Below are 21771 nucleotides of genomic sequence, written 5' to 3' on the forward strand. Positions count from 1 at the left end.
CCGATCCGATCGGGCGGGGCGGCGTCGTCGTGCGTCGGTGACACGGCGTCATCTGTCAGGAACCCGGCGTCATTTGTCAGGAACACTGCGTGACGACACCGACCTAGACTCGTCGGCATGGCAATTCTGCGCAGGATCAAGTCGGTCGAGCAGTCCATGGCCGAGACCCATGACGAGAAGCGCTCCCTCAAGCGCTCGCTCGGGGTGTGGGACCTCGCCGTCATGGGCGTCGCCGTGGCCGTCGGCGCCGGCATCTTCTCGGTGGGCGCCGAGGCGTCGGCCCGCCATTCCGGCCCGGCGGTGATCATCTCGTTCGTGATCGCCGCGGTCGTGTGCGGCCTCGCGATCCTCTGCTACGCCGAGTTCGCGTCCTCCATCCCGGTGGCGGGATCCGCGTACACGTTCACGTACTCGACGCTGGGCGAATTCCTCGCGTGGATCATCGGCTGGGACCTCATCCTCGAGATGCTGATGGCGTCGGCCGTCATCGCGAAGTACTGGGGCGTGTACCTCGGCGACGCGGTGTCGCTGTTCGACCTCGACATCCCGATGACGCTGCAGCTGGGACCGCTCGCTTTCGACTGGGGCCCCGTCGTCATCGTCGCGATCTTCACGACTCTGCTCGCCCTCGGCACGCAGCTGTCGAGCCGCGTGAACAGCGTGTTCACGGTCATCAAGGTCGCGATCGTGCTGTTCGTGATCGTCGTCGGGTTCTTCTTCATCAACGGCGCCAACTACACCCCGTTCGTGCCCCCGGCTCAGGAGGGCGCGGCCTCGGAGAGCGCATGGACGCAGTCGCTGTTCTCGTTCATGACGGGCTCCGAGCCGACCATGTACGGCGTGTTCGGCATCCTCAGCGGCGCAGCCCTCGTGTTCTTCGCCTTCATCGGCTTCGACGTCGTCGCGACCAGCGCCGAGGAGACCAAGGACCCGAAGCGCACGGTACCCCGCGGCATCATCCTCGGCCTCGCGATCGTGACCGTCCTGTACGTGCTCGTCGCCGTCGTCATCACCGGCATGGTGTCGTACACCGAGCTCGCGAAGCTCGACGAGCCGTCCCTGGCGAGCGCGTTCGAGCTGGTGGGCGCGACGTGGGCGGCGCAGGTCATCGCGATCGGCAGCCTCGTCGGCCTCACCACCGTCGTGATGGTGCTCCTCATGGGCCTCGCCCGCGTCGTGTTCGCGATGAGCCGCGACGGACTCCTCCCTCGTTCGCTGAGCGTCACCGACGCGAAGCGCGGCACGCCGATCCGCATCCAGCTCATCGTGGGTGTGATCATCGCGATCATCGCCGGCTTCACCGACGTGCAGGTGCTGGGCGACATGATCAACATCGGCACCCTGTCGGCGTTCGTGCTGGTGAGCATCGGCGTGCCGATCCTGCGCAAGTCGCGTCCCGACCTGGAGCGTCCGTTCACGGTGCCACTGTCGCCGTGGCTGCCGTGGATCTCGGCGATCGCGTGCTTCTGGCTCATGCTGAATCTCAGCACCGAGACGTGGCTGCGCTTCGCGATCTGGCTCGCCCTCGGCCTCGTGATCTACTTCGCGTACTCGCGACGCCACTCGCTGATCGGACAGGGGCTCGAGCGAGACGCGCTGAACGGCATCTCACGCCGGACGCCGCCGCGCTGAGCCCGTCGGGACTCAGCGCGTGGGCATCAGTCGTCGAGGAGTTCCGCCTCGATGACGTCCTCGTCGCCGTCGTCGCGGACCTCCGGCGCTGGGTCGGGTGTCGTCGCCGTGAGCACGAGACCGGAGCCGTCCGCCGCGACGTCGACACGCACCGTGTCGCCGTCGTGCACACCGCCCGAGAGCAGCGCCGTGGCGAGCTTGTTCTGCACCTCGGTCTGGATGAGACGACGCAGCGGACGTGCGCCGAACACGGGATCGTAGCCGCGCTCGGCGAGCCATGACCGCGCATCGGGCGTGACCGCGAGCGACAGTCGGCGATCGCGGAGCCGATCGTGCAGCTGGTCGACGGAGAGCTCGACGATCTGCGCGAGGTCGTCCTCACTGAGCGCCTGGAACATCACGATGTCGTCGAGACGGTTCAGGAACTCCGGCCGGAACGCCTGCCGCACGAGCGCCATCACCTGCTCGCGCTTCTGATCGGGCGACAGCGTCGGATCGATGAGGATCGGCGACCCGAGGTTCGACGTGAGGATCAGGATGACGTTCGAGAAGTCGACCGTGCGCCCCTGCCCGTCGGTCAGCCGGCCGTCGTCGAGAACCTGCAGCAGCACGTCGAACACCTCGGGGTGCGCCTTCTCGACCTCGTCGAGCAGCACCACGCTGTACGGGCGACGCCGCACGGCCTCGGTGAGCTGACCGCCCTGCTCGTACCCGACGTACCCGGGAGGAGCTCCGACGAGTCGCGAGACCGAGTGCTTCTCGCCGTACTCCGACATGTCGATACGCACCATGGCGCGCTCGTCGTCGAAGAGGAAGTCGGCGAGCGCCTTCGCGAGCTCGGTCTTGCCGACACCGGTCGGGCCGAGGAACAGGAACGATCCGGTCGGGCGACCGGGGTCGCTGATACCCGCACGCGAGCGGCGCACGGCATCCGACACCGCCTTCACGGCATCCTTCTGTCCGATCAGGCGACGGCCGAGCTCGCCTTCGAGGTGCAGCAGACGCTCGCTCTCGCCCTGCAGGAGGCGCCCGACGGGGATGCCGGTCCACGCCGCGATCACGGCCGCGATGTCCTCGTCGGTGACCTGCTCGTTCACCATGCGGGGCTCGGCGGATGCCGTGGCCTCGGCCTTCTCGGCCTCGGCGATGTCTCGCTCGAGGCGCTTGATCGTCTCGTATTCGAGCTTCGAGGCACGGGTGTAGTCGGCCTCCCGCATCGCGAGGTCGCGCTGCGTGACGGCGTCGTCGAGCTGCTTCTTGAGCTCGCCGACGCGGTTGAGGCCCTGGCGCTCGCGCGCCCACCGGGCCTCGAGCTCCGCGAGCTGCGCCTCCATGCCGACGAGCTGCTCGCGCAGCGCGCCGAGGCGCTCCTTCGACGCGGCGTCCTTCTCGCGCTTGAGCGCGAGCTCCTCGAGCTTCATGCGATCGACCTGGCGCTTGAGCTGGTCGATCTCGACGGGCGAGGAGTCGATCTCCATCTTGAGCCGCGACATCGATTCGTCGATCAGGTCGATGGCCTTGTCCGGCAGCTGCCGGGCGGGGAGGTAGCGGTTGGAGAGGGCGGCGGCCGCGACCAGGGCGCTGTCGGAGATCGTGACCCCGTGGTGGGCCTCGTACCGACCCTTGAGTCCGCGGAGGATCGCGATCGTGTCCTCGACCGTCGGCTCGCCGACGTAGACCTGCTGGAAGCGGCGCTCGAGCGCGGCATCCTTCTCGATGAATTCGCGGTACTCGTTGAGCGTGGTCGCGCCGATCAGCCGCAGCTCGCCGCGCGCGAGCATGGGCTTGAGCATGTTGGATGCCGCGACCGATCCCTCGCCGCCGCCGGCGCCCATGAGCACGTGCAGCTCGTCGATGAACGTGATGATGCGGCCGTCGGATTCGGTGATCTCCTTGAGCACGCTCTTCAGGCGCTCCTCGAACTGACCGCGGTACATGGCACCGGCCACGAGCGCGGAGATGTCGAGCGACACGAGCTCCTTGTCCTTGAGCGATTCGGCGACATCGCCGGCGACGATGCGCTGCGCGAGCCCTTCGACCACCGCTGTCTTGCCGACGCCCGGCTCCCCGATGAGCACCGGGTTGTTCTTGGTGCGCCGGGTGAGCACCTGGCTGACGCGTCGGATCTCGCTGTCGCGGCCGATCACGGGGTCGAGCTTGCCCTGGCGGGCGCGGTCGGTGAGGTTGATCCCGAACTGCTCGAGGGCGGACTGCTGGTCGTCGTTCTGCGGGGTGCTCTGTGGGCCTGGCATCTGTTCCTCCTGAGGAGACTCCTTGTCGTCGCGAGCTCCACCCGAAAAACTTGAGTGGAGATGACTCAAGTTTAGCGCACGGCGACGACGGCGTCCAGGATCGCCTGCGCGACCTGGCGTTTCGTGCCGTCGGCTGAAGCCACGACCGTCCCGCCGTCGCCCACGATCTCGACGGCGTTGTGCCCGACCTCGAACCCGTGGCCGGCGTTCGCGAGATTGACCGCGAGCAGTTCGACGCCCTTGCGCTCCCGCTTGCGGCGGGCTCGGTCGAGGCGCTCGTCCGCGCTCTCCGACGTCTCCGCGGCGAACGCCACGATCGTCTGGCCGGCGGGCGCCCTCCCCACGCCGCGGGCGGCGGACAGCGCCGCCACCACATCCTCGGTCTCGACGAGCTCGATGCTGCTCAGCCCGCCGAGCTCCTTGGTGACCTTCTGGTCCGACACCGAGGCGGGCCGGTAGTCGGCGACCGCCGCCGCCATCACGACGACATCGGCCTCGGTGCTCGCGTGCTTCATGGCCGCAGCGAGCTCGGCGGCCGTGCCGACGGGTACGACACGGATCGACGGATGCCGCGCCTCGCCCAGCACATCGCGCGAGACGTTCGCGGCGACCAGCGTCACGGCGGCGCCGCGCGCGGCGGCCTCCGCGGCGAGCGCGACGCCCTGCCGTCCGCTCGAGCGGTTGCCGAGGAAGCGGACCGGGTCGATGGGCTCGCGCGTGCCACCCGCCGACACGACGACCCGCAGTCCCTCGAGGTCGCGCGGCGCGAGGAGCTCAAGGGTCGCGGCGAGGATCTGCTCCGGCTCGGCCATGCGCCCCGGTCCGCTGTCGCCGCCGGCGAGCTCGCCCTCCGCGGGGCCGATGAGGTGCACGCCCCGGCTCACGAGGGTCGCGATGTTCGCCTGCGTCGCGGCGTTGCGCCACATCTCGGTGTGCATGGCCGGCGCGAGCAGCACAGGGGCCTCGGTCGCGAGGAGCGTCGTGCCGAGCAGGTCGTCGGCGATGCCCGCGGTGATCTTCGCGATCGAGTTCGCCGTGGCGGGGGCGACGACGACGAGGTCGGCGTTCTGCCCGAGCGCGACGTGGCGGACGCGGGCGACGTCGTCGTGGACGCTCGTCGTGACGGGATGCCGACTGATGGCCTCCCACGTCGGCAGCCCCACGAAGCGCAGCGCGTCCTCCGTCGGCACGACCGCGATGTCGTGCCCGGCCTTCGTGAGCAGTCGCACGAGGTGCACTGTCTTGTAGGCGGCGATTCCCCCGGTGACTCCCACGACGATGTTCACTGTTCGATTCTGCCGCACCGCACCGACCTCGCGGTCGGTCCCCCCCCCGCACCCCCGACCTAGACTGGCTGGGTGTGCACGGTGGTGATCGACGTCGAGGATGCCGCGAACGCCCGACTCCTCGCGGTGCGCGACGAGGATCCGCTGCGGGCGTGGGATGCTCCAGGCGAATGGTGGCCTGATCGCTATCCCGGCGTCTCGGGGATCCGCGACCTGCGGGCCGGCGGCGCGTGGCTGGCCGTGAACCCCGCCGAGCGCCGACTCGCCGTGCTGCTGAATCGCGCCGACATCGCCGAGCTGCCAGACGATCTCGCGCAGTCGCGCGGCTCCCTCGTGCTGGAGTCGGTGACCGGTCGCTCCCCCGAGGCCCCGCTGCCGATGCACGGCTTCAACCTGCTGGAGGTGCGCCCCGACGGTGCGCGCGTGCTGAGCTGGGACGGCGTCGAGCTGCGCGAGACGCCCGTCGACCCCGGCACCCACATGATCGCGCACGACGACCTCGACGATCCGGAGACACCGCGTATCGCGACGTGGCTGCCCGAGTTCCGCGCACTGGGCCCGGCTGCCGACAGCTCCGACTGGGCGGCGGACTGGATCGCCCTGCTGGGGGTCTCGGCGCGGCTCGACCCCGAAGACGATCGGGCGATCATCCGCGACAACCGGCCGTACGGCTTCCCGACGCAGTCGCTGCTCTACTCGACCGCCGCCGTGACGCCGCAGGGCATCGACCTCGACTACCGGGCGCTGCCGAGCCCCGGCCGCTGGAAGTAGCCGGACGGATCGGACCTCCCTGGCCAGGCCTCCCTGGCCAGGCCCTCCCCGGTCGGGCGCTCCCCGATCAGGCCGCCGACGTCTCGGGGTCGGTGCACGAGAACCGCGCGCGATACGCGGTCGGCGTCGTGCCCAGCACCCTCGCGAAGTTCTGCCGCAGGACGGCCGCCGAGCCGAACCCGCACTCCTCCGCGATGCGGTCGAGCGGCAGGTCGCTGCGCTCCAGCATCCGCTGCGCATGCAGCACCCGCTGCCTGGCGAGCCACGCGGCGGGCGTCGCCCCGTACTCGGCCTTGAAGCGGCGGGCGAAGGTGCGCGGCGACATCAGCGCGCGGGCGGCGAGCTGGTCGACGCCGAGGTCTTCGGTGAGGTGCTCGACCGCCCAGTCGGCCACGGCCGCGAGCGAGTCGTTCGGAACCACGGGGATCGGACGGTCGATGAACTGCGCCTGTCCGCCGTCGCGCTGCGGCGGCACGACCATGCGGCGGGCGATGCGGTTGGTGAGCTCGGCGCCGAGCTCCAGACGCAGCAGGTGCAGGCAGGCGTCGATGCCGGCGGCTGTGCCTGCGCTCGTGATGATGCGACCGTCCTGCACGAAGAGCACGTCCGGGTCGATGTCGATCTGCGGGTACATGTCGGCCATCACGTCGGAGTAGCGCCAGTGCGTCGTCGCGCGGCGACCGTCGAGCACACCGGCCGCGGCGAGGATGAACGATCCGCTGCAGACGGTCAGCACCCAGGCGTCACGCGCCACGGCGTCGCGGGCGAGATCGATCAGCCGCTGGTCGAGGGACGTCCACGACGACCGGGGAACCGGGCAGAAGACCACGAGATCGGCCTCGTACGCGAAGGACAGGTCATGCTCGACATTGACGGAGAACCCCATCGTCGACGCCACGGCGCCGGGCTGCGGTGCGACGACCCGGAAGTCGAAGTTCGGCACTCCGGAGTCCGTGCGGTCGAGCCCGAACGCCTCACAGGCGACACCGAACTCGAAGGGCGAGAACCCGTCGTGGATCACGCAGGCGACGGTCTTCATGGCGGCTCCTCGGCTTGGCAGTATTCGTACGATACGAGTCTATTCTGCCACTCGTGGCGGATCAAGATCGACCGTAGCGTTTCTGCCATGATCCTTCTCCTCGCACTCCTCGCTCTCATCACCTGGGCCCTCATCGCCACGGTCGTCGAGCTCCGTCGTGACGGCTATCGCCGTCAGCCCACCGACTGGCGGCAGGTCGCCGGCCGCGACGCCCTCGACCGCGCCGAGTCCGGCCACGTCTACCACTGAGCACGGCCCTCCGTCCATCCACTCCTGAGTCCGCGACGGCGGGGGCTACGCTCATGACCATGAGCGAGCCGCACCAGCAGCAGCCGTCCGGACAGCCCTCCGGGCACCCGGGCCAGCCCCACGGACGCCCCGGCCAGCCGTACGCACAACCCGGCCAGCCATACGGGCAGCCGGGCCAGCCTTACGCGCAGCCAGGCCAGCCGTACGGGCAGCCAGGCCAGCCATACGGGCAGCCGGCGCAGCCCGGGGTCTACCCCGGCGCCTCGACGCCCACCGGAGCCCCGGCGTCCACGGGTGGGGCACTCGGCCGCGTCGCCTTCATCGTCGCGCTCGCGTCGCTCGCGGTCGGGGTGCTCGTCGCCGTCGGAACCCCCGTCCTCCTCAGGGCGGTCGACTTCTCGGCATCCGCCTACGGCGCCATCCTCGGGGTGGGCAATCTCCTCGTGCTCATCGTCGCGGTCGTCGCCCTGATCCTCGGGATCGTCGCCGTGCGGCGCCCCGGCCAGCAGATCCTCGCGGGGATAGCGATCGGCATCGCGGCGTCGGAAGTGCTCGGCATCCTCGTGGCGTGGGTGTCGAGCCTCGCCCTCACCCTGACCTACAGCTGACCCGGGAGACACCATGACCGATCCGCATCAGCAGTATCCGCCACAGGCACCGCAACCGGGAGCGCAGCCGGCAGGCCAGCCGCAGGGCTACCCGCCCCAGGGTCAGCAGTACCAGGGCTACCCGCCCCAGGGTCAGCATCACCAGGGCCAGCCGTACCAGGGCCAGGGCTATCCGGCCGCGCCGCCCACGCCCCGGGCCTCGGGCGGCGCACTGGGACGCATCGCGTTCATCGTCGCGCTGGTGGCGCTCGGCATCCGCCTTCTGTCGTCGCTGCTCACGCCGCTCCTGTACAGCGGCGACTACTACGGCGCCATGATGGGCTTCACCGGCGTGATCAACTTCCTCGTGTTCCTCGGCAACGCGGGAGCGCTGGCTGTCGGCATCGTCGCCCTGCGCCGCTCGGGCCCGCATCTGCTCGCCGCGATCGCGATCGGTCTCGCGGGGGCAGCCTTCGTGGGCTACCTCGCCACCGCGCTGTCGAGCGTGGTCTCGTGGGTCGCCTACTGAGCGAGCACGCGTTCGTAGACCTCGACCATCGCGGCGGTCCTCGACGACTGGCGGAAGGCCTCGGCGACCTCGCGTGACGGCACGGGGGCGATCCCCGAGGCGATGTCGGATGCCGCGCGCTGCAGCGTCTCGACCAATCCTGCGCTGCGCTGCGCCTCGGTGCCCGCCGCACCGGGGACGGCCCACAGCCCGCCCCCGAGTTCGGCGGCGATGTCGGGATCGCTGATGATCGATGGCGTGCCGAGGGTCGCTGCCTCGAACGGCGTCATGCCCTGCGTCTCGAACCCGATCGACGTCTGGACGAGCGCGTCGGCCGCGGCGATGCGGGCGAGCGTCTGCGGGTAGCCGAGTCGGCCGGCGAACCGGACGTGCGGCAACGCGGCGACGATCTTCTCGGCCGCCGCTCGCTGCGCGCCGCCGCCGATGATCTCCAGGTCGGCGTCGACACCCGACTCGACGAAAGCCTCGAGAAACGGCAGCAGACGCTTCTCCGGACTCATCCGCCCGAGCCACACGAACCGCGGGCGCCCGGGTTCGCGCTGCGCGGGCGCGGCGGCGAGGGTCTGCTCTCGGATGTCGTCGTCGATGCCGTTCCACACGACGTCGACCGGCGAGAAGACACCGTGCTCTTTGAGTCGGCGGGCGAAGTGGGTCGACGGCGCGGTGACGGCATCCGCGCCACTCGCGAGTCCGCGCAGGAACGCCCAGCCGTCCGAGCCGCCGACGGGTGCGGCGACTCCGCGGAGGGCGAGGCGTCGCCACGCGTTGAGCACCGTGAGGACCTGCCGGTGCAGCGGCGTTACGGCGGCGATGCCGACGTCCACGCGGTTGTGCATGGTGTGCACGACCGGGATGCCGTGCCGAGCCGCGTAACGGTGCCCGATGAAGGCGCCCCAGAAGTCGGCCTGGACGTGCACGAGGTCGACCGGGGGCCGGCGGGTGAGGGCGCGATCGAGCGCGCGGTCGGTCGCCCGCCCGGGCCACGTCATCGAGTACTCCCGGTCGACGGTGACCGGGATCGACGGCAGGTCGACGTTCGCGGCGTCGGGCGTGCGCGCGGCGCGAGGACCGTGCATGCGCGGCGCGACGACCGTGACGGTGTGACCGGCGCGTTCGAGGAACTCGCGCTGCAGCCGCATCGACACCTGGGCGCCGCCGAGGGAGTCCAGGTGCTGATCGCCGAAGAAGACGACGTGCATGATCGGCCGCTACTGCGGCAGCGGCTCGTCGCGGTACAGCGCCTCGAAGGTGTCGAGGGTGCGGTTGATGTCGTGGATCACGACGCCATCGAGAGACGCCTGCTGCATGCGCTCGTACTCGGCCTGGTCGGCGGTGAGCACATCGGTGAGACGTGCGGCGAGAGCATCCGCGTTGCCCGGCTCGAAGAGGTAGCCGTTCTCGCCGTCGTGCACGAGGTGCGGAAGGGCGACCGCGTCGGCGGCGACGATCGGCAGGGCGGAGGCCATGGCCTCCATGGTGGCGATCGACTGCAGCTCGGCGATCGAGGCGATCGTGAAGACCGACGCGCGAGACAGCAGCGCCCGCAGCTCCTCGTCGGTCGTGCGACCGTGGAACGTCACGCGGTCCGTGAGCCCGAGCTGTCCGGTGAGGTTCTCGAGCTGCTTGCGCTGGTCTCCGCCGCCGACGATGTCGAACGTGACGTTGAGCGCCGGGTCGAGCTTCGTCATCGCCTGCAAGATGACCTCGACCTGCTTCTCGGCGGTCAGACGGCCGACGAACACGATGCGGTTCTTGTCGCGGGGGCCGATCACGGGCCGATACTGGGTGCGGTCGATGCCGCAGCTGACCGGGATCACGTTCTTCACCGCGACCGTGCGCTCGAGGAAATCGGCGGCACGTCGCGTGGGCGTCGTGATGGCGCGGGTCAGCGAGAAGGTGCGCTTCGCGTCGGCCCACGCGAACCGCAGCACGAGGTCGTCGATGAACTTCGGCATCGTGGTGTGATCGAGGATGTTCTCGGCCATCACGTGGTTCGTCGCGATCACGGGGATGCCGCGCTCGTGCGCGATGCGGGCGAGACCGCGGCCGATGACGATGTGCGACTGGATGTGCACGACATCGGGCTGCACCGCATCGAGCACCTTGCGGGCGTAGTGCTTCGAGCGCCACGGCCACACGAAGCGCAGCCAGTCGTGCGGCGCCCAGCGCACCGACGGCAGCCGATGCAGCGTCATCGGCTCGCCCTCGATGACCTCGGTGCGCGCCGGGGTGCGGCGGTAGGCCTGGTTGGGGGCCACGACGTGGACGTCGTCACCGCGCTGCACGAGACCGGCGGCGAGGCGCTCGGCGAAGCGCGCGGCTCCGTTGATGTCGGGCGCGAACGTGTCGCAGCCGATCAGGATGCGCAGCGGACGCGACCCGGTCGTGGGGGCGGCGTCGGGAGCGCTCGTCGGATCGGAGGAAGAGGAAGACATTCTGCCTATCGGTCTGGCGGCCAGGAAGCCCGATCTGGGCGCTGGCCACTCTACCCGAGGGCCCTGATCGCACCCCGGAGGGAACGCCGCGGTCGAGACGATCGGCGACGTTCCCTCCGCGTGCGCGTCACGACAGGTCGCGGACCGCCGTCTCGATCTCGGCGATCGCGGCCCCGTCCGGCGCGTCGATCGCCATCCGCACTCCACCTGCCGGCACACCGAGCACCGCGTACGCGGCCTTCATCCGGGCCATGTCGCCCTGGATCGTGTCCACGGCCGTGTCGACGTCTGCCTGCGCGCTGGCCACGGCATCGGCGTCGCCCTCGATCGCGGCGGCGCGCAGCGCGCGGAACGGACGGGGCAGCACCGAGGAGATCCCCGACACGACTCCCTGCGCGCCGCTGTCGGCCGCCACCGCGAGGTCGCGATCGCTCCCCGTGTAGAGCACGAAGTCCGCGGGGACGACAGCGCGGTACTCGGCCACCTGGGCGAGCGGCTCTCCGCTGATCTTCGCGCCCACGATGTTCGGGAGCGCGGCGAGCCTCGCCATGAGCGGTGCGGAAACGAAGTTGCCCGTGCGGTCGCGGAACACGTAGACATACACGTCGAGACCGTCGCTGACCGCGGAGACCTCGCGGAAGAAGTCGTAGAGACCCTCCTCGCTCGCCGACAGGTAGTAGGGGGTGATCACGGCGATCTCGGTCGCTCCCGCCTCGCGGGTCGCCTCGATCAGACGGCGCACCTCGAACAGGCTGGGCGCGCCGACGTGCACGATGACGCGCATGCGGTCGCCGAGCTCTTCGACGCTGGCACGGGTGAGGGCGGCGCGCTCCTCGAACGACAGCGCGGGGAACTCCCCGGTCGTGCCGAGCACGAACGCCCCCTCGTTGCCGGACTCCCCGACGAAGCGGAGGATCGCGCGCGAACCCTCCAGATCGAGGGCGCCGTCCTCGGAGAAGGCGACGGGTACGGCGGTGATGATGTCTCGGCGGGTCATTGATGCTCCTGGGTCGTGTGATCGGGGGTCGTGTGATCGGGGGTCGTGTGATCGGGGGTCGACGGCGCCGGCGGGGGGCCTCACGCATACGAGGTGTTCGAGGTCGGCGTGAAGACGATCTCGTTCACGCAGATGCGCGCGGGAAGATCGGCGATCCAGCGGATCGCCTCGCCCACGTCGTCGGCCGTGAGCATGAGTTCCCGCTCGGCGGCGCTCGGCGGATTCGGACGGGTGTCGAGGATCTCGGTGGCCACCTCGCCGGGGCAGAAGTGGGTCGCACGGATGCCGCGCAGGCGCTCCTGCGCGTTCACCGTCTCGGCAAGCGCCCCCAGCGCGGTCTTGCTCGTGGAGTACCCTGCCCCGACACCGGGCGCGAAGCGCCACCCCGCCCAGGACGAGACGAGGACCACGAGGCCGTCGCCCGCGACGCGCATGCCCGGCAGCACCGCGTGGACGGCGCGCATCGCACCCGTGAGGTTGATGTCGACGACGCGCGCGAAGTCGAGCGGGGTGGTGTCGGACCAGAAGCGGTTGCGCACGTTCGTGCCCGCGCTGTACACGAGTGTGCGCACGGGGCCGTGCTCGGCGTTGATGCGCTCGGCGGCGTGCGCGACGGCATCCTCGTCTCCGACGTCCACTGCGAGAGCGACGGCTCGGCCGCCCGCGGCGTGCACGGCGTCGACCGTGCGCTGCAGCTCCTCCTCGCGGCGGCCGGAGACGATCACGACGTCGGCGGACGCCGCGAGCGACACCGCCGCGCCGCGTCCGATGCCGGAACCGCCGCCGATCACCCACGCGACGCCGGCGCTCACGCGTCGGCCTCCCGCCACCGGGCGACCGCGTCGAGCAGTCTCGCGTAGGCGGTGGCGCCCGGGTCGGGGCGTCCGGCGCTGCGATCCCCCACCCAGGAGGCCCGACCGCGCTGCGAGACGAGCTCCGCCGTCTCACGCACACCCCGCCAGGCTGCGGCCCGCATCGCGGCGAGGGCCTCGTCGGCGTCGGACGGAGCCGACGCCAGCGCGGCGAGAGACGGGAGGACCGCATCGAGAACGGTCTTGTCGCCCGGTCGGGCGCCGCCGCGCTCGGCGATGCGGTCGGCGAGCGCCGACAGGGCGGCGAGAACCACCTCACGGTCCAGCGCGGTCGCGCCGCGGAGCGCGGACGCCGAGGCGAGCATCCCGCCGCCCACGAGCGCCGCGAAGGTCGAGGGGTTCGCGGTGGCGAAGGCCTCCCCCGCCGCGAGCATCAGCTGGGCCGGGTCATCGGCCGACGCGTCGTCCACCGCTCGGACGATCGCTGCGGCACCGGAGGAGACCGTGATGCCGAGATCGCCGTCGCCGAGCGCGGCATCCAGATCCCGCAGCTCGTCGGCATGCTGCGCCCAGAGCGGCATCACGCCGCGGATGCCGCGGAGCAGCGCCCCGGCGGCCTCACGAGAGGCGTCCGTGGCGGATTCGGTCGACGCCGACGAGGGCATCGACGCGCGACCCTCTGCCGAACCGCGCGGTGCGGTGTGGTCGTTCTGCGGAACCTGCGGCGCTGCCGCTGCCGGGGCGGTGCCCACCTGCGTGAAGAACGGCGAGTCGGCCGGAGAGTCGAGCAGGTCCGCGAGTTCCTCGTCGAGCACGAGGACGCTGATCGACGCCCCGCCCATCTCGAGACTGGTCGCGAACTCCCCGACGTAGGTGCGGTGGACGCGCACGCCGAGGGCGTCGAGACGGTGGCGGGCGCGGCGCGAGAGAACGTAGAGCTCCTCGAGCGGCGTCGCCCCCATCCCGTTCACGAGCACCGCCACGCGCGTGCCCTTCTCGATGCCGCGATCGGCGACGATGCGGTCGAGGAGCTCGTCCGTCACGTCGTCCGCCCCGCTGAGAGCGCCGGTGCGGCTGCCGGGTTCGCCGTGGATGCCGATGCCGACCTCCATCTGCCCCTCGCCGAGCTCGAACGACGGCCTGCCCGTGGTGGGCAGCACCGTCGGCGAGAGGCCGACGCCCATCGTCCCCGTCCGGTCGACGGCGCGCTGGGCGATCTCGGCGACGGTCGAGAGGTCGTCGCCCCGCGCGGCGGCCGCGCCGGCGATCTTGTACGCGAAGAAGATGCCGGCGACGCCCCGTCGTGACCGTGCGCGATCGAGTGGAGCGCTCGCCACGTCATCCGTCCCGAGGACCGTCATCGTGCGGATGCCGTCTGGCTCGACGAGGTCGGCTGCGAGGTCGAAGTTGTACACGTCGCCGCCGTAGTTGCCGTAGAGGTACAGCACGCCGGCGCCGTGGTCGGCGGCCCGGGTGGCTGCGGCGATCTGCGCGGCCGAGGGCGAGGAGAACACGTTGCCCACGGCGACGGCGGAGCACAGACCGACCCCGACGTAGCCGAGGAACAGGGGAAGGTGGCCCGACCCGCCGCCGGTGACGATGCCGACGGTTCCCGGAGCGGTACGCGTGCGCACAATGGCCCTCGCGTCGTCCGAGGCCGCACGGAGGCGATCGCCGTGCGCGAGCAGGATGCCCTCGATGACCTCGTCGACGAAGTCGTGCGGATCGTTGATGAGCTTCGGCATCCTCAGCCCTTCGTCGCGCCGGCCGTGAGGCCGCTGACCACGTACCGCTGCGCGAGCAGCGCGATGATCATGACCGGGACGGTGATGACGACCGCGGCCGCCATCAGCCCACCCCAGTCGACCGCCGCGTAGCTCGTGAAATTCACGATCGCGACAGGCAGCGTTCGCGTGTACTGGTTGGAGAGCACGAGCGCGAACAGGAAGTTGTTCCAGCTGAAGATGAACGACAGGATCGTCGCTGTCGCGATGCCTGGCACCGAGAGCGGGAGGACGACCCGCACGAACGCGCCGATGCGGCTCGACCCGTCGATCTGCGCGGCTTCCTCCAGCTCCTCGGGGATGCCGTCGAAGAAGCTCGACATGATCGCGACCACGAGCGGCATCGTGACGAAGACGTGGGTGAGGATCAGCACCGTGTAGGTGCCGACCAGCTGCATCTGCGAGAAGAGGAAGTACCAGGGGATCAGGAGGCTCACCCCCGGGATGATGCGCGCCATCAGGAGGTAGGCCGTGGTGTTGGTCGCCTTGAACCGCGCGATCCCGTACGCCGCGGGGACGCCGATCACGAGCGCCAGCAGCGTCGCCCCCGCACCGACGATGATGCTGTTGAGGATGATCGGGCCGAACGCCTGCGCTCCGAACACCGTCTCGAAGTTCTTCAGCGTGGGGGTGAACGAGAAGGTCTTGCTCGGATCGATGATCTCGAGATTCGTCTTGAGGCTCGCCAGCAGCATCCAGATCAGCGGCGCGACGAAAGCGATCACGACAGCGAGGATGCCGAGGGCGCGCGCCCATCCGCCCACGATCTGCACGGGGCGGCGCCGACGCCGCGTGACGGTCGCCGAGGAGGAGGTCGAGGTGTTCACAGCTTCTCCGCTCTCTTGCGCAGGATCGCGATGACGAGCAGCACGAGGATGATGAGGATGAAGAACAGCATCAGCAGCGCCGACGCGCGTCCGTAGCGGGAGTACTCGAAGGCATCGCTGTACGCGAGGATGTTGAGGGTCTCCGCCTCGTTGCTCGATCCGCCGCCCCGGCCCTTGGTCGCGTAGATGATGTCGAACGTCTTGAGGGCGTCGATCGCGCGCAGGATGGCTGCGGCGCCGATGACCGGCGACAGCAGCGGCAGGGTGATGTGCCGGAATCGCTGCCACGCGTTCGCGCCGTCGACGCGCGCCGCCTCGTCGGGTTCTTCGGGGAGCGTCGACAGGCCAGCGAGCAGGATGAGGATGACCATCGGGGTCCACTGCCACACGTCGATGAAGATCAGGGTGTTCAGGGCGGTGTCCTTGTCGGAGAGCCAGCCCTGGGCGGGAAGACCGATCCCCTTCATGAGGACGTTGGCGAAGCCGATGGTCGGCTCGAAGATCACGAGCCACATCATGCCGACGGCTACCGGGGTCGCCACCAGCGGGAGCAGGATGAACACGCGCACGAGTCCCTGTCCACGGAACGTCTTGCGGAGCAGCAGTGCGATCGCGAGCCCGATGACGAGCTCGAGCACGAGCGCGACGATCGTGAAGTACGCGGTGCGTCCGACCGCCGGCCAGAAGCGCGTCATATCGCCGAGCCAGTGCGCGTAGTTGTCGAAGCCGATGAACTCGAACGGGCGCGTCACGGCGCCCTGCGCGTTGGTGAGCGACAGGAAGATCGTGTAGCCGACGGGGAACGCGATCAGCAGGGTGATGAACACCACCGAGGGGATGATCAGGATCCACTTCAGGTGGGCGTCGACCCAGTCGACGGGCTTGCGACGGTACGGCGTCGCGAGCGGGGTGTTCTTGAGCGACGTGCTCGACATCGTGGTCCTCCTCGACCAGCGGGGCTGAGGGGGCGTCGTGACTGCGGGCACGACGCCCCCTCCCGGATTACTTCTCGGAGTCCACCAGGTCCTGGAACGCCGTGTTGGCGGATTCGGCCGCAGACTCGACGTCTCCCCCTTCGATGGCGGTGATCACCGGGCCGCCGACGATCTCGCGAGCGGCCGCGACCTGCTCGAGCTGAGGGCGGTCGTGCCCGACGCCGTCCTCGCCGACGTTGCGGATGATCTCCACGAGCCCGGCGGGGAAGCTCGCGGTCGCCGCGTCGTCATCCCATGCGGACTGACGAGCGACCGGAACCGTGTCGTCGGCGAGCATCGCGGTGGTGTTCTCCTCGTTGGTGACCCACTTGATGAACTCCCACGCCGCGTCCTGCTTCTTCGAGAAGGCGCTGATGCCCACGGTCTGCGGCACGATGTTGTAGAACTTCGACCCGGCCGGCCCCTCGGGGAACCGTGCGAAGGCGACGGAGTCGACGACGGCCGAGTTCGACTCATCGAGGAACGTGTACGCCTGGCTGTCTGCGTCGAGGTAGAAGGCCGCGTTGCCCTGCGCGAAGATCGCCGACGCCTCGACCCATCCCATGTTCGATGCTCCGGGAGGGCCGTAGTTCTTCAGGAGGTCTCCGTAGAACTCGATCGCCTCGACCGCCTCGGGGCTGTCGATCGTGGCGTTGCCGTCCTCGTCCTGGAAGTCGCCGCCGAAACTGTAGATGAATGACGAGAGCTGGGTGACCAGCGGGACGCGGGCGCCGCGCATGGCGATGCCGTAGAACCCGTTCTCGGGGTCGTTGAGCGCCTTGGCCGCTGCCTCCAGGTCGTCGAGCGTCTCGGGCGGCTGGATGCCGGCGGCCTCGAGCAGGTCGGAGCGGTAGTAGACGACGTGACGCTCCGTCATCACGGGCACGCCGTAGACGGCGCCGTCGAGCTGGACCGCTTCTCGGGCGGCGGGCTGGAAGTCCTCCCAGTCCCACTCGGCGTCGGACTCGACGTAGTCGGTCATGTCGGTGAGCCAGCCGTTGCGGGAGAACTCCCGCATGACGTCCTGCACCTGGTAGGCGAAGATGTCGACGTCGTCGGACTGCGCGTTGAGCTTGACCTTGAGGGTGTCGTTGAGCTGCTCGTTGCCGTACGCCTCGATGTTGATCTTGATGCCCGTCTCGTCCTCGTAGGTCGAGGCGAGTGTCTTCAGCCCCTCCGTCCACGGGCTGTTGGCGGCGATGATGGTGAGTTCTGTGACCTCTCCGTCGCCGGCGTCGGCGGGCGCGCCGCTGCAGGCTGCGAGGCCGATGACGAGCGCACCGATGGCGGGGACCGCGAGGGCGGAGCGCTGTGCTTTCCTGCTGAACATCTTCGTTCCTTATCTGTATGAGGGGGTACTCGGGTATTCGGGTGGATCAGTTCGCGACGTGGGCGGGGGTCCGCCCCGAGAAGACGTCGACGATCGCCTGGGCGGTGGCCCAGCCGATGCGGTCGTACGCCTCTTTCGTGTCGGCACCTGCATGGGGCGCCGTCACGACGGCTTCATGACGGAAGAGGGGGTTTTCGGGTGAGACCGGCTCGTGCTCGAACACGTCGAGGCCGGCGCCCGCGAGTCGGCCGGACTCGAGGCCGCGCAGGAGCGCTGCCTCGTCGACGAGGCCGCCACGACTCGTGTTGATGAGGATCGTTCCGTCGCGCATGTGCCCGATGAGCGCGTCATCGACGAGGTGGTGCGTCTCGGGCAGGTGCGGCACGTGCACGCTGACGATGTCGACGTCGCTCACGGCCTCCTCGAGCGAGACGATGTCGACGCCCGCGCGAGCGGCCTGCTCGCGGTCGGCGTACGGGTCGTAGGCCTTGATGTCGAGGTCGAAGCCGGACAGGCGGGAGGCGAGGAGACGAGCGATCGCGCCGTATCCGAGCAGCCCGATCCGCTTCCCCGCGAGCTCGCTGCCCACATACCGGTCCCAGCGGCCGGAGCGCGCGGCCTCGTCCATCTGGGGCAGGCGGCGCAGCAGCGACAGCATGAAGCCCAGGGCGAGCTCGGCCACGGCCTCGGCGTTGCCGCCCGGCACGTTGACGACCTCGACACCCTGGGCGCGGGCGGCGGGGAGATCGACGTTGTCGAGGCCGACCCCGAGGCGCGAGATGATGCGGAGGGCGGGGGCTGCGGCCAGGGCCGCGGCGTCGAAGACCTCGACCCCGGCGACCGCGGCGTCGGCCGCGCCGACATGGGAGCGCAGCTGGGCGGCCGTCCAGGGCACGGTGGTCTCGTTCTCGACCAGCGTGAATCCGTTGTCCAGGAGCAGCTGCCGACCGCGCCCGCAGAGCTCCGCGTAGCGCACGGCTCCGACGATGACGGTGCGCCCGGCACCGACCGCGGCTGTGCTGTTGTTCATCCTGCTGCCCTTCCGGAGGTGAGCAGCAGCGGAGGCTGGCGTCACCGTCGACGATTTCCTAGAACTGTAAAACTGTTAACAATCAACATATGCCAGACTTGGGTACAGGTCAAGACACGATGAAGTGAACGGAGACACACATGAGAGCCGTCCGACTCGCGGGAACCGGAACCGTGGAGATCGTCGATCGCGCGATGCCCGTGGTCCGGGCAGGGCACGCACTGGTGAGAGTCGATCTGGTCGGGCTGTGCGGATCGGATCTCAGCTACTTCCGGAAGGGAGCGAACGGCGACTTCCGTGTGCGCGCACCCCTTGTTCTCGGCCACGAGATCGTCGGCACCGTTGTGGAGGCTCCGGCCGACGACGCATTCGTCACGGTCGGCGACCGCGTCGCCGTGCACCCCGTGTGGCCGTGCCCGCGCCCCGGGCAGCACGACGTCCCTGACGATCTCCGCGAGGAGTCGCCCTCGTTCCTCGGCTCCGCGTCGACGTGGCCGCATACCGACGGCGGCCTCCAGGAGTACCTGGCGCTGCGCACCGAGCGCCTCCGCGTCATCCCGGCGGAGCTGCCCTCCGCGGCCGCGGTGCTCGCCGAGCCGACGGCCGTGGTGCTGCACGCGTTGTCTCGCGCCGGAGACCTGCGGGGCGCCGAGGCATTCGTCTGCGGAGCGGGTCCGATCGGACTGCTCGCGGTACTGGCGCTCCGGCGTGCGGGTGCACGCCGCGTCACGGTGTCGGACGTGCGGGAGGCCCCGCTCGCGCTCGCCCGTCGGATCGGCGCGGATGCCGTGGTGGACCTCTCCGTGGAGGAGCCGCGCGCGTCGTGCGCCGACGTGGTCATCGAAGCCAGCGGCGTCCCAGCCGCGCTGGAGTCGGCCGTGTCGATCGCGCGCGCGGACGCGCGGATCGTGCAATTGGGGATGCTGCCGCGCGACCCGCGACCGATCGCACTCTCCGGCATCGTGACCAAAGAGCTGCACCTCATCGGCACGCATCGCTTCTCCGGCGAGTTCGACGACGCGCTCCGACTCCTGAGGGATTCTCCTCACGCTGCCGAGATCGTGACGGCCGTGACCCCGCTCGAGAGCGCGGCCAGCGCGTTCGAGACGATGGTCGACCCGACGGTGAGCGGCAAGGTGGTCGTCGACGTGAGCGGACGGATCGACCGACGCGTCTAGGCGTCAGCCGGCATTCGTCAGGTCTCGAGGAGTCAGGCGTCGAAAAGTCAGGCGTCGAGAAGTCAGGCGTCGAGGCCGGAGCGGAGCGGCTCCGGAAGCGCGTCGCGGACGTGGCCTTTCGCGAGCGTCAGGTGCAGCTGGAGACGCTTGACCGCGGCATCCGCGTCGCCGGTGCGCACGATGTCGAGGAAGCCCTGATGGTCCGCCGTGGCGGCGGGGATGTCGGGGGTGTCGCTGAGCTCGAAGAGGATCGCGAACGTGCGCTGGTACGGGCGCCATGCCTCCATGAGGCGACGGTTCCGGGAGATCGTGTAGAAGGAGGTGTGGAAGTCCATGTCCGCCTCGGCGAACATCTCCACATCGCCGACCTCGCCCGCGGCGCGCATGCGGTCGACGATGTCCTGCACCGCATCCCATTCCTTCGCGCTGGCGCGCGCGACGGCGAGACGGATCGCCAGCGATTCGAGGGCTTCGCGGAGTTCGTACAGTTCCTCGACCCCCTCGAGTCCGAGCCCGCGCGTGTACAGGCGCTTGCGTCGGCTCTCCAGGAGCCCTTCGGACTCGAGCTGGCGCAAGGCGTCGCGGATCGGACCGCGGCTGACGTCGAACCGACTCGCCAGCGCATCCTCCGCGAGATGCTCGCCCTGGGCGATGCCTCCGGTGATGATCTCGACGCGCAGGCGGTGAGCGATCTGCTCCCCCATGCCCAGTGGTCGTGAATTCACCGACGCTCCACCTCATCTGACAGTTAACAGTTATCGGAATCTGAGTGTCACCTATGCACACGCCCACCGTCAAGTTCCCACGCGGCGCTGCGGCTAGCGTGGTGTCATGCGACTGACTGCCGAGGCCGACCCGCAGCTCTGGATCCCCGTGACCGATTCGCTCGGGTGGAAGGGGCGACGCCACCGCAAGGCCGCGATCAGGATGCTGCTCGGCCAGGCGAACGCCGCGCTCGGCGCGACCGAGCGGCCGGGGTCCCGGTTCGGTGCGTGGGCGATGAGCCAGGCGGCTCCGATGCTCATGCGTCGGGCCGACGGTCGCGTCCTCGTCTGGACGTGGCGGGCCGACCCCGAGCTCGTCGTCGCGATGGCCACGGTGCAGGTGCTGACGCCCGACGTGCGGATCGCCCGAGCATCGATGCCGATGGACTACGACGACACCCAGTCGTTCTCCAGCCGGTGGCTGGGCGCGGGCGAGAAGCTCGTCGTCGCGATGCCGCCGTCCCCCGCGACACCGCCCTTCGCCACCTACACCTGGGACACGGGGACGCACCTCATCACCCTCACGGCGGTGTGCAGCGATCGGGAGCGCTTCGGCACGCTCGACGGCGCGCTCGACGATCTCGCGCGCTGCATCCGCGTCGCGGACGAGCTCACCGGAGGCGAGTCGCCGGAGGTGCTCCGCCTCGGACCCGCCTGAGCTCCGCCCGCACATCGTCATGCGGGACCTGGCCGGGGAACGATGCAGGAGAGAGTCGGAGACAGGCAGCGGTACACGTTTCGTCCCGCCCCGCCCGCTCGACGACCGACACGAGAGCAGCGGCGGAGAGACGATCCGCGCTAGGCGAGTCCGCGCTCGTCGAGCCATCTCTTCGCGACGAGCACCGGCGCGCGCACGAGCCAGGCGTCGGCGATGAGCTCGGCGAGGCGGTCGCGCTCGATCGCGTCCAGCCGCACGAGAAGTCCCGAGTACCCGTCGAAGTGAGGAATCGTGAAGAGGGCCTCCGATTCGGCCGCGAGCAGCGCCTCCTTCTCCTCCTGACTGCCGACCCGCACGGCGAGCACCGGCCGCTCCGGCCATGCGGCTCCGAGCGCGGCGAGCTGCCGCAGGTCGGTCGCCCGAGGACCGCGGATCCACGCGATCTGGCCGCTCGACAATCGCCACGCCGGCTCCCCGGTGTGTCCGCCCACCCGCTCGGTCACACCGGGGAGCGCGAGCGCGATCGCTCGCGCGTCGTCGATGGTCGCCATGGCGCCATCGTCCTCCCGTAGAGCGGTCGCCACAACCGCCCCTCGCGCACGTGCGCGGAACGATCGCACACGTGCGCCGCCGACAG

At 70.0% G+C, this 21771-nt stretch carries 21 protein-coding genes; 7 read left to right on the top strand and 14 right to left on the bottom strand.

Going from position 1 to position 21771, the window contains the following annotated elements; genetic code table 11:
- The first annotated feature begins 117 nt into the window (after positions 1-117).
- On the top strand, positions 118-1632 hold the full coding sequence (locus RAC69_RS04510; RefSeq protein ID WP_375085421.1) for an APC family permease: 1515 nt from the start codon (positions 118-120) through the stop codon (positions 1630-1632).
- A 26-nt stretch (positions 1633-1658) separates the two neighbouring features.
- On the opposite strand, the gene RAC69_RS04515 is transcribed toward RAC69_RS04510, so the two are convergent.
- Together RAC69_RS04515 and coaBC are read right to left on the bottom strand one after the other, a co-directional pair.
- Positions 1659-3884 (bottom strand): ATP-dependent Clp protease ATP-binding subunit, encoded by a 2226-nt coding sequence (locus RAC69_RS04515; protein WP_375085423.1) that lies wholly within the window; start codon positions 3882-3884, stop codon positions 1659-1661.
- A 71-nt stretch (positions 3885-3955) separates the two neighbouring features.
- A complete protein-coding gene (gene coaBC, locus RAC69_RS04520; protein WP_375085425.1) occupies positions 3956-5170 on the bottom strand; it encodes a bifunctional phosphopantothenoylcysteine decarboxylase/phosphopantothenate--cysteine ligase CoaBC in 1215 nt (404 codons plus the stop codon).
- Between the two features lie 72 nt (positions 5171-5242).
- Here coaBC and RAC69_RS04525 point away from each other — a divergent pair, with 72 nt between their 5' ends.
- On the top strand, positions 5243-5941 hold the full coding sequence (locus RAC69_RS04525) for an NRDE family protein (RefSeq protein ID WP_375085427.1): 699 nt from the start codon (positions 5243-5245) through the stop codon (positions 5939-5941).
- 67 nt (positions 5942-6008) lie between these two features.
- Here RAC69_RS04525 and RAC69_RS04530 read toward each other — a convergent pair whose 3' ends face one another.
- Positions 6009-6980 carry a helix-turn-helix domain-containing protein gene (locus RAC69_RS04530; protein ID WP_375085428.1) on the bottom strand — a complete coding sequence of 324 codons (972 nt, stop codon included), beginning with the start codon at positions 6978-6980 and terminating at the stop codon, positions 6009-6011.
- Between the two features lie 87 nt (positions 6981-7067).
- Between RAC69_RS04530 and RAC69_RS04535 the strand changes: the two genes are divergently transcribed.
- From RAC69_RS04535 to RAC69_RS04545, 3 genes are read left to right on the top strand one after another with little or no spacing between them, the layout of a single operon-like run.
- Entirely contained in the window at positions 7068-7229 is a 162-nt protein-coding gene (locus RAC69_RS04535; protein ID WP_375085429.1) for a hypothetical protein, read from the top strand.
- A 59-nt stretch (positions 7230-7288) separates the two neighbouring features.
- Positions 7289-7837, top strand: a complete 549-nt coding sequence (locus RAC69_RS04540; protein WP_375085431.1) for a hypothetical protein — start codon at positions 7289-7291, stop codon at positions 7835-7837.
- Positions 7838-7850: 13 nt separating this feature from the next.
- The gene (locus tag RAC69_RS04545) at positions 7851-8345 is read left to right on the top strand and encodes a hypothetical protein (RefSeq protein WP_375085432.1); all 495 of its coding nucleotides are present in this window, start codon (positions 7851-7853) and stop codon (positions 8343-8345) included.
- On the opposite strand, the gene RAC69_RS04550 is transcribed toward RAC69_RS04545, so the two are convergent.
- From RAC69_RS04550 to RAC69_RS04590, 9 genes are all read right to left on the bottom strand, one after another.
- Positions 8339-9544: a glycosyltransferase gene (locus RAC69_RS04550; protein ID WP_375085433.1), complete on the bottom strand. Its 1206-nt coding sequence runs from the start codon at positions 9542-9544 to the stop codon at positions 8339-8341. The genes RAC69_RS04545 and RAC69_RS04550 overlap by 7 nt on opposite strands.
- Positions 9545-9553: 9 nt before the next feature.
- Positions 9554-10780 carry a glycosyltransferase gene (locus tag RAC69_RS04555; protein ID WP_375085435.1) on the bottom strand — a complete coding sequence of 409 codons (1227 nt, stop codon included), beginning with the start codon at positions 10778-10780 and terminating at the stop codon, positions 9554-9556.
- A gap of 127 nt (positions 10781-10907) precedes the next feature.
- Entirely contained in the window at positions 10908-11777 is an 870-nt protein-coding gene (locus RAC69_RS04560) for a dihydrodipicolinate synthase family protein (RefSeq protein ID WP_375085436.1), read from the bottom strand.
- 80 nt (positions 11778-11857) lie between these two features.
- Positions 11858-12589: an SDR family oxidoreductase gene (locus RAC69_RS04565; protein WP_375085438.1), complete on the bottom strand. Its 732-nt coding sequence runs from the start codon at positions 12587-12589 to the stop codon at positions 11858-11860.
- The gene (locus RAC69_RS04570; protein ID WP_375085440.1) at positions 12586-14334 is read right to left on the bottom strand and encodes a dihydroxyacetone kinase family protein; all 1749 of its coding nucleotides are present in this window, start codon (positions 14332-14334) and stop codon (positions 12586-12588) included. The genes RAC69_RS04565 and RAC69_RS04570 overlap by 4 nt, the downstream gene beginning before the upstream one ends.
- A gap of 2 nt (positions 14335-14336) precedes the next feature.
- Complete coding sequence (locus RAC69_RS04575; protein ID WP_375085442.1) at positions 14337-15200, bottom strand: carbohydrate ABC transporter permease; 864 nt, start codon at positions 15198-15200, stop codon at positions 14337-14339.
- The gene (locus tag RAC69_RS04580) at positions 15197-16135 is read right to left on the bottom strand and encodes a carbohydrate ABC transporter permease (protein WP_375085444.1); all 939 of its coding nucleotides are present in this window, start codon (positions 16133-16135) and stop codon (positions 15197-15199) included. Before RAC69_RS04580 ends, RAC69_RS04575 begins: the two co-directional genes overlap by 4 nt.
- Before the next feature lie 67 nt (positions 16136-16202).
- Entirely contained in the window at positions 16203-17504 is a 1302-nt protein-coding gene (locus RAC69_RS04585; RefSeq protein WP_375085446.1) for an ABC transporter substrate-binding protein, read from the bottom strand.
- A 46-nt stretch (positions 17505-17550) separates the two neighbouring features.
- Positions 17551-18534, bottom strand: coding sequence for a phosphoglycerate dehydrogenase (locus RAC69_RS04590; protein WP_375085448.1), 984 nt, complete (start codon positions 18532-18534; stop codon positions 17551-17553).
- Positions 18535-18674: 140 nt separating this feature from the next.
- Here RAC69_RS04590 and RAC69_RS04595 point away from each other — a divergent pair, with 140 nt between their 5' ends.
- Positions 18675-19712: a zinc-binding dehydrogenase gene (locus tag RAC69_RS04595; protein ID WP_375085449.1), complete on the top strand. Its 1038-nt coding sequence runs from the start codon at positions 18675-18677 to the stop codon at positions 19710-19712.
- Positions 19713-19774: 62 nt separating this feature from the next.
- Here the strand turns inward: RAC69_RS04595 and RAC69_RS04600 are convergent, their stop codons facing one another.
- Positions 19775-20437, bottom strand: a complete 663-nt coding sequence (locus tag RAC69_RS04600; protein WP_375085451.1) for a GntR family transcriptional regulator — start codon at positions 20435-20437, stop codon at positions 19775-19777.
- 106 nt (positions 20438-20543) lie between these two features.
- Here RAC69_RS04600 and RAC69_RS04605 point away from each other — a divergent pair, with 106 nt between their 5' ends.
- A complete protein-coding gene (locus tag RAC69_RS04605; RefSeq protein ID WP_375085452.1) occupies positions 20544-21134 on the top strand; it encodes a hypothetical protein in 591 nt (196 codons plus the stop codon).
- Positions 21135-21274: 140 nt separating this feature from the next.
- Here the strand turns inward: RAC69_RS04605 and RAC69_RS04610 are convergent, their stop codons facing one another.
- Entirely contained in the window at positions 21275-21685 is a 411-nt protein-coding gene (locus tag RAC69_RS04610) for an MmcQ/YjbR family DNA-binding protein (RefSeq protein WP_375085454.1), read from the bottom strand.
- Positions 21686-21771: the final 86 nt, after the last annotated feature.

Source organism: Microbacterium sp. LS_15 (assembly GCF_041954735.1).
Lineage (GTDB): Bacteria > Actinomycetota > Actinomycetes > Actinomycetales > Microbacteriaceae > Microbacterium.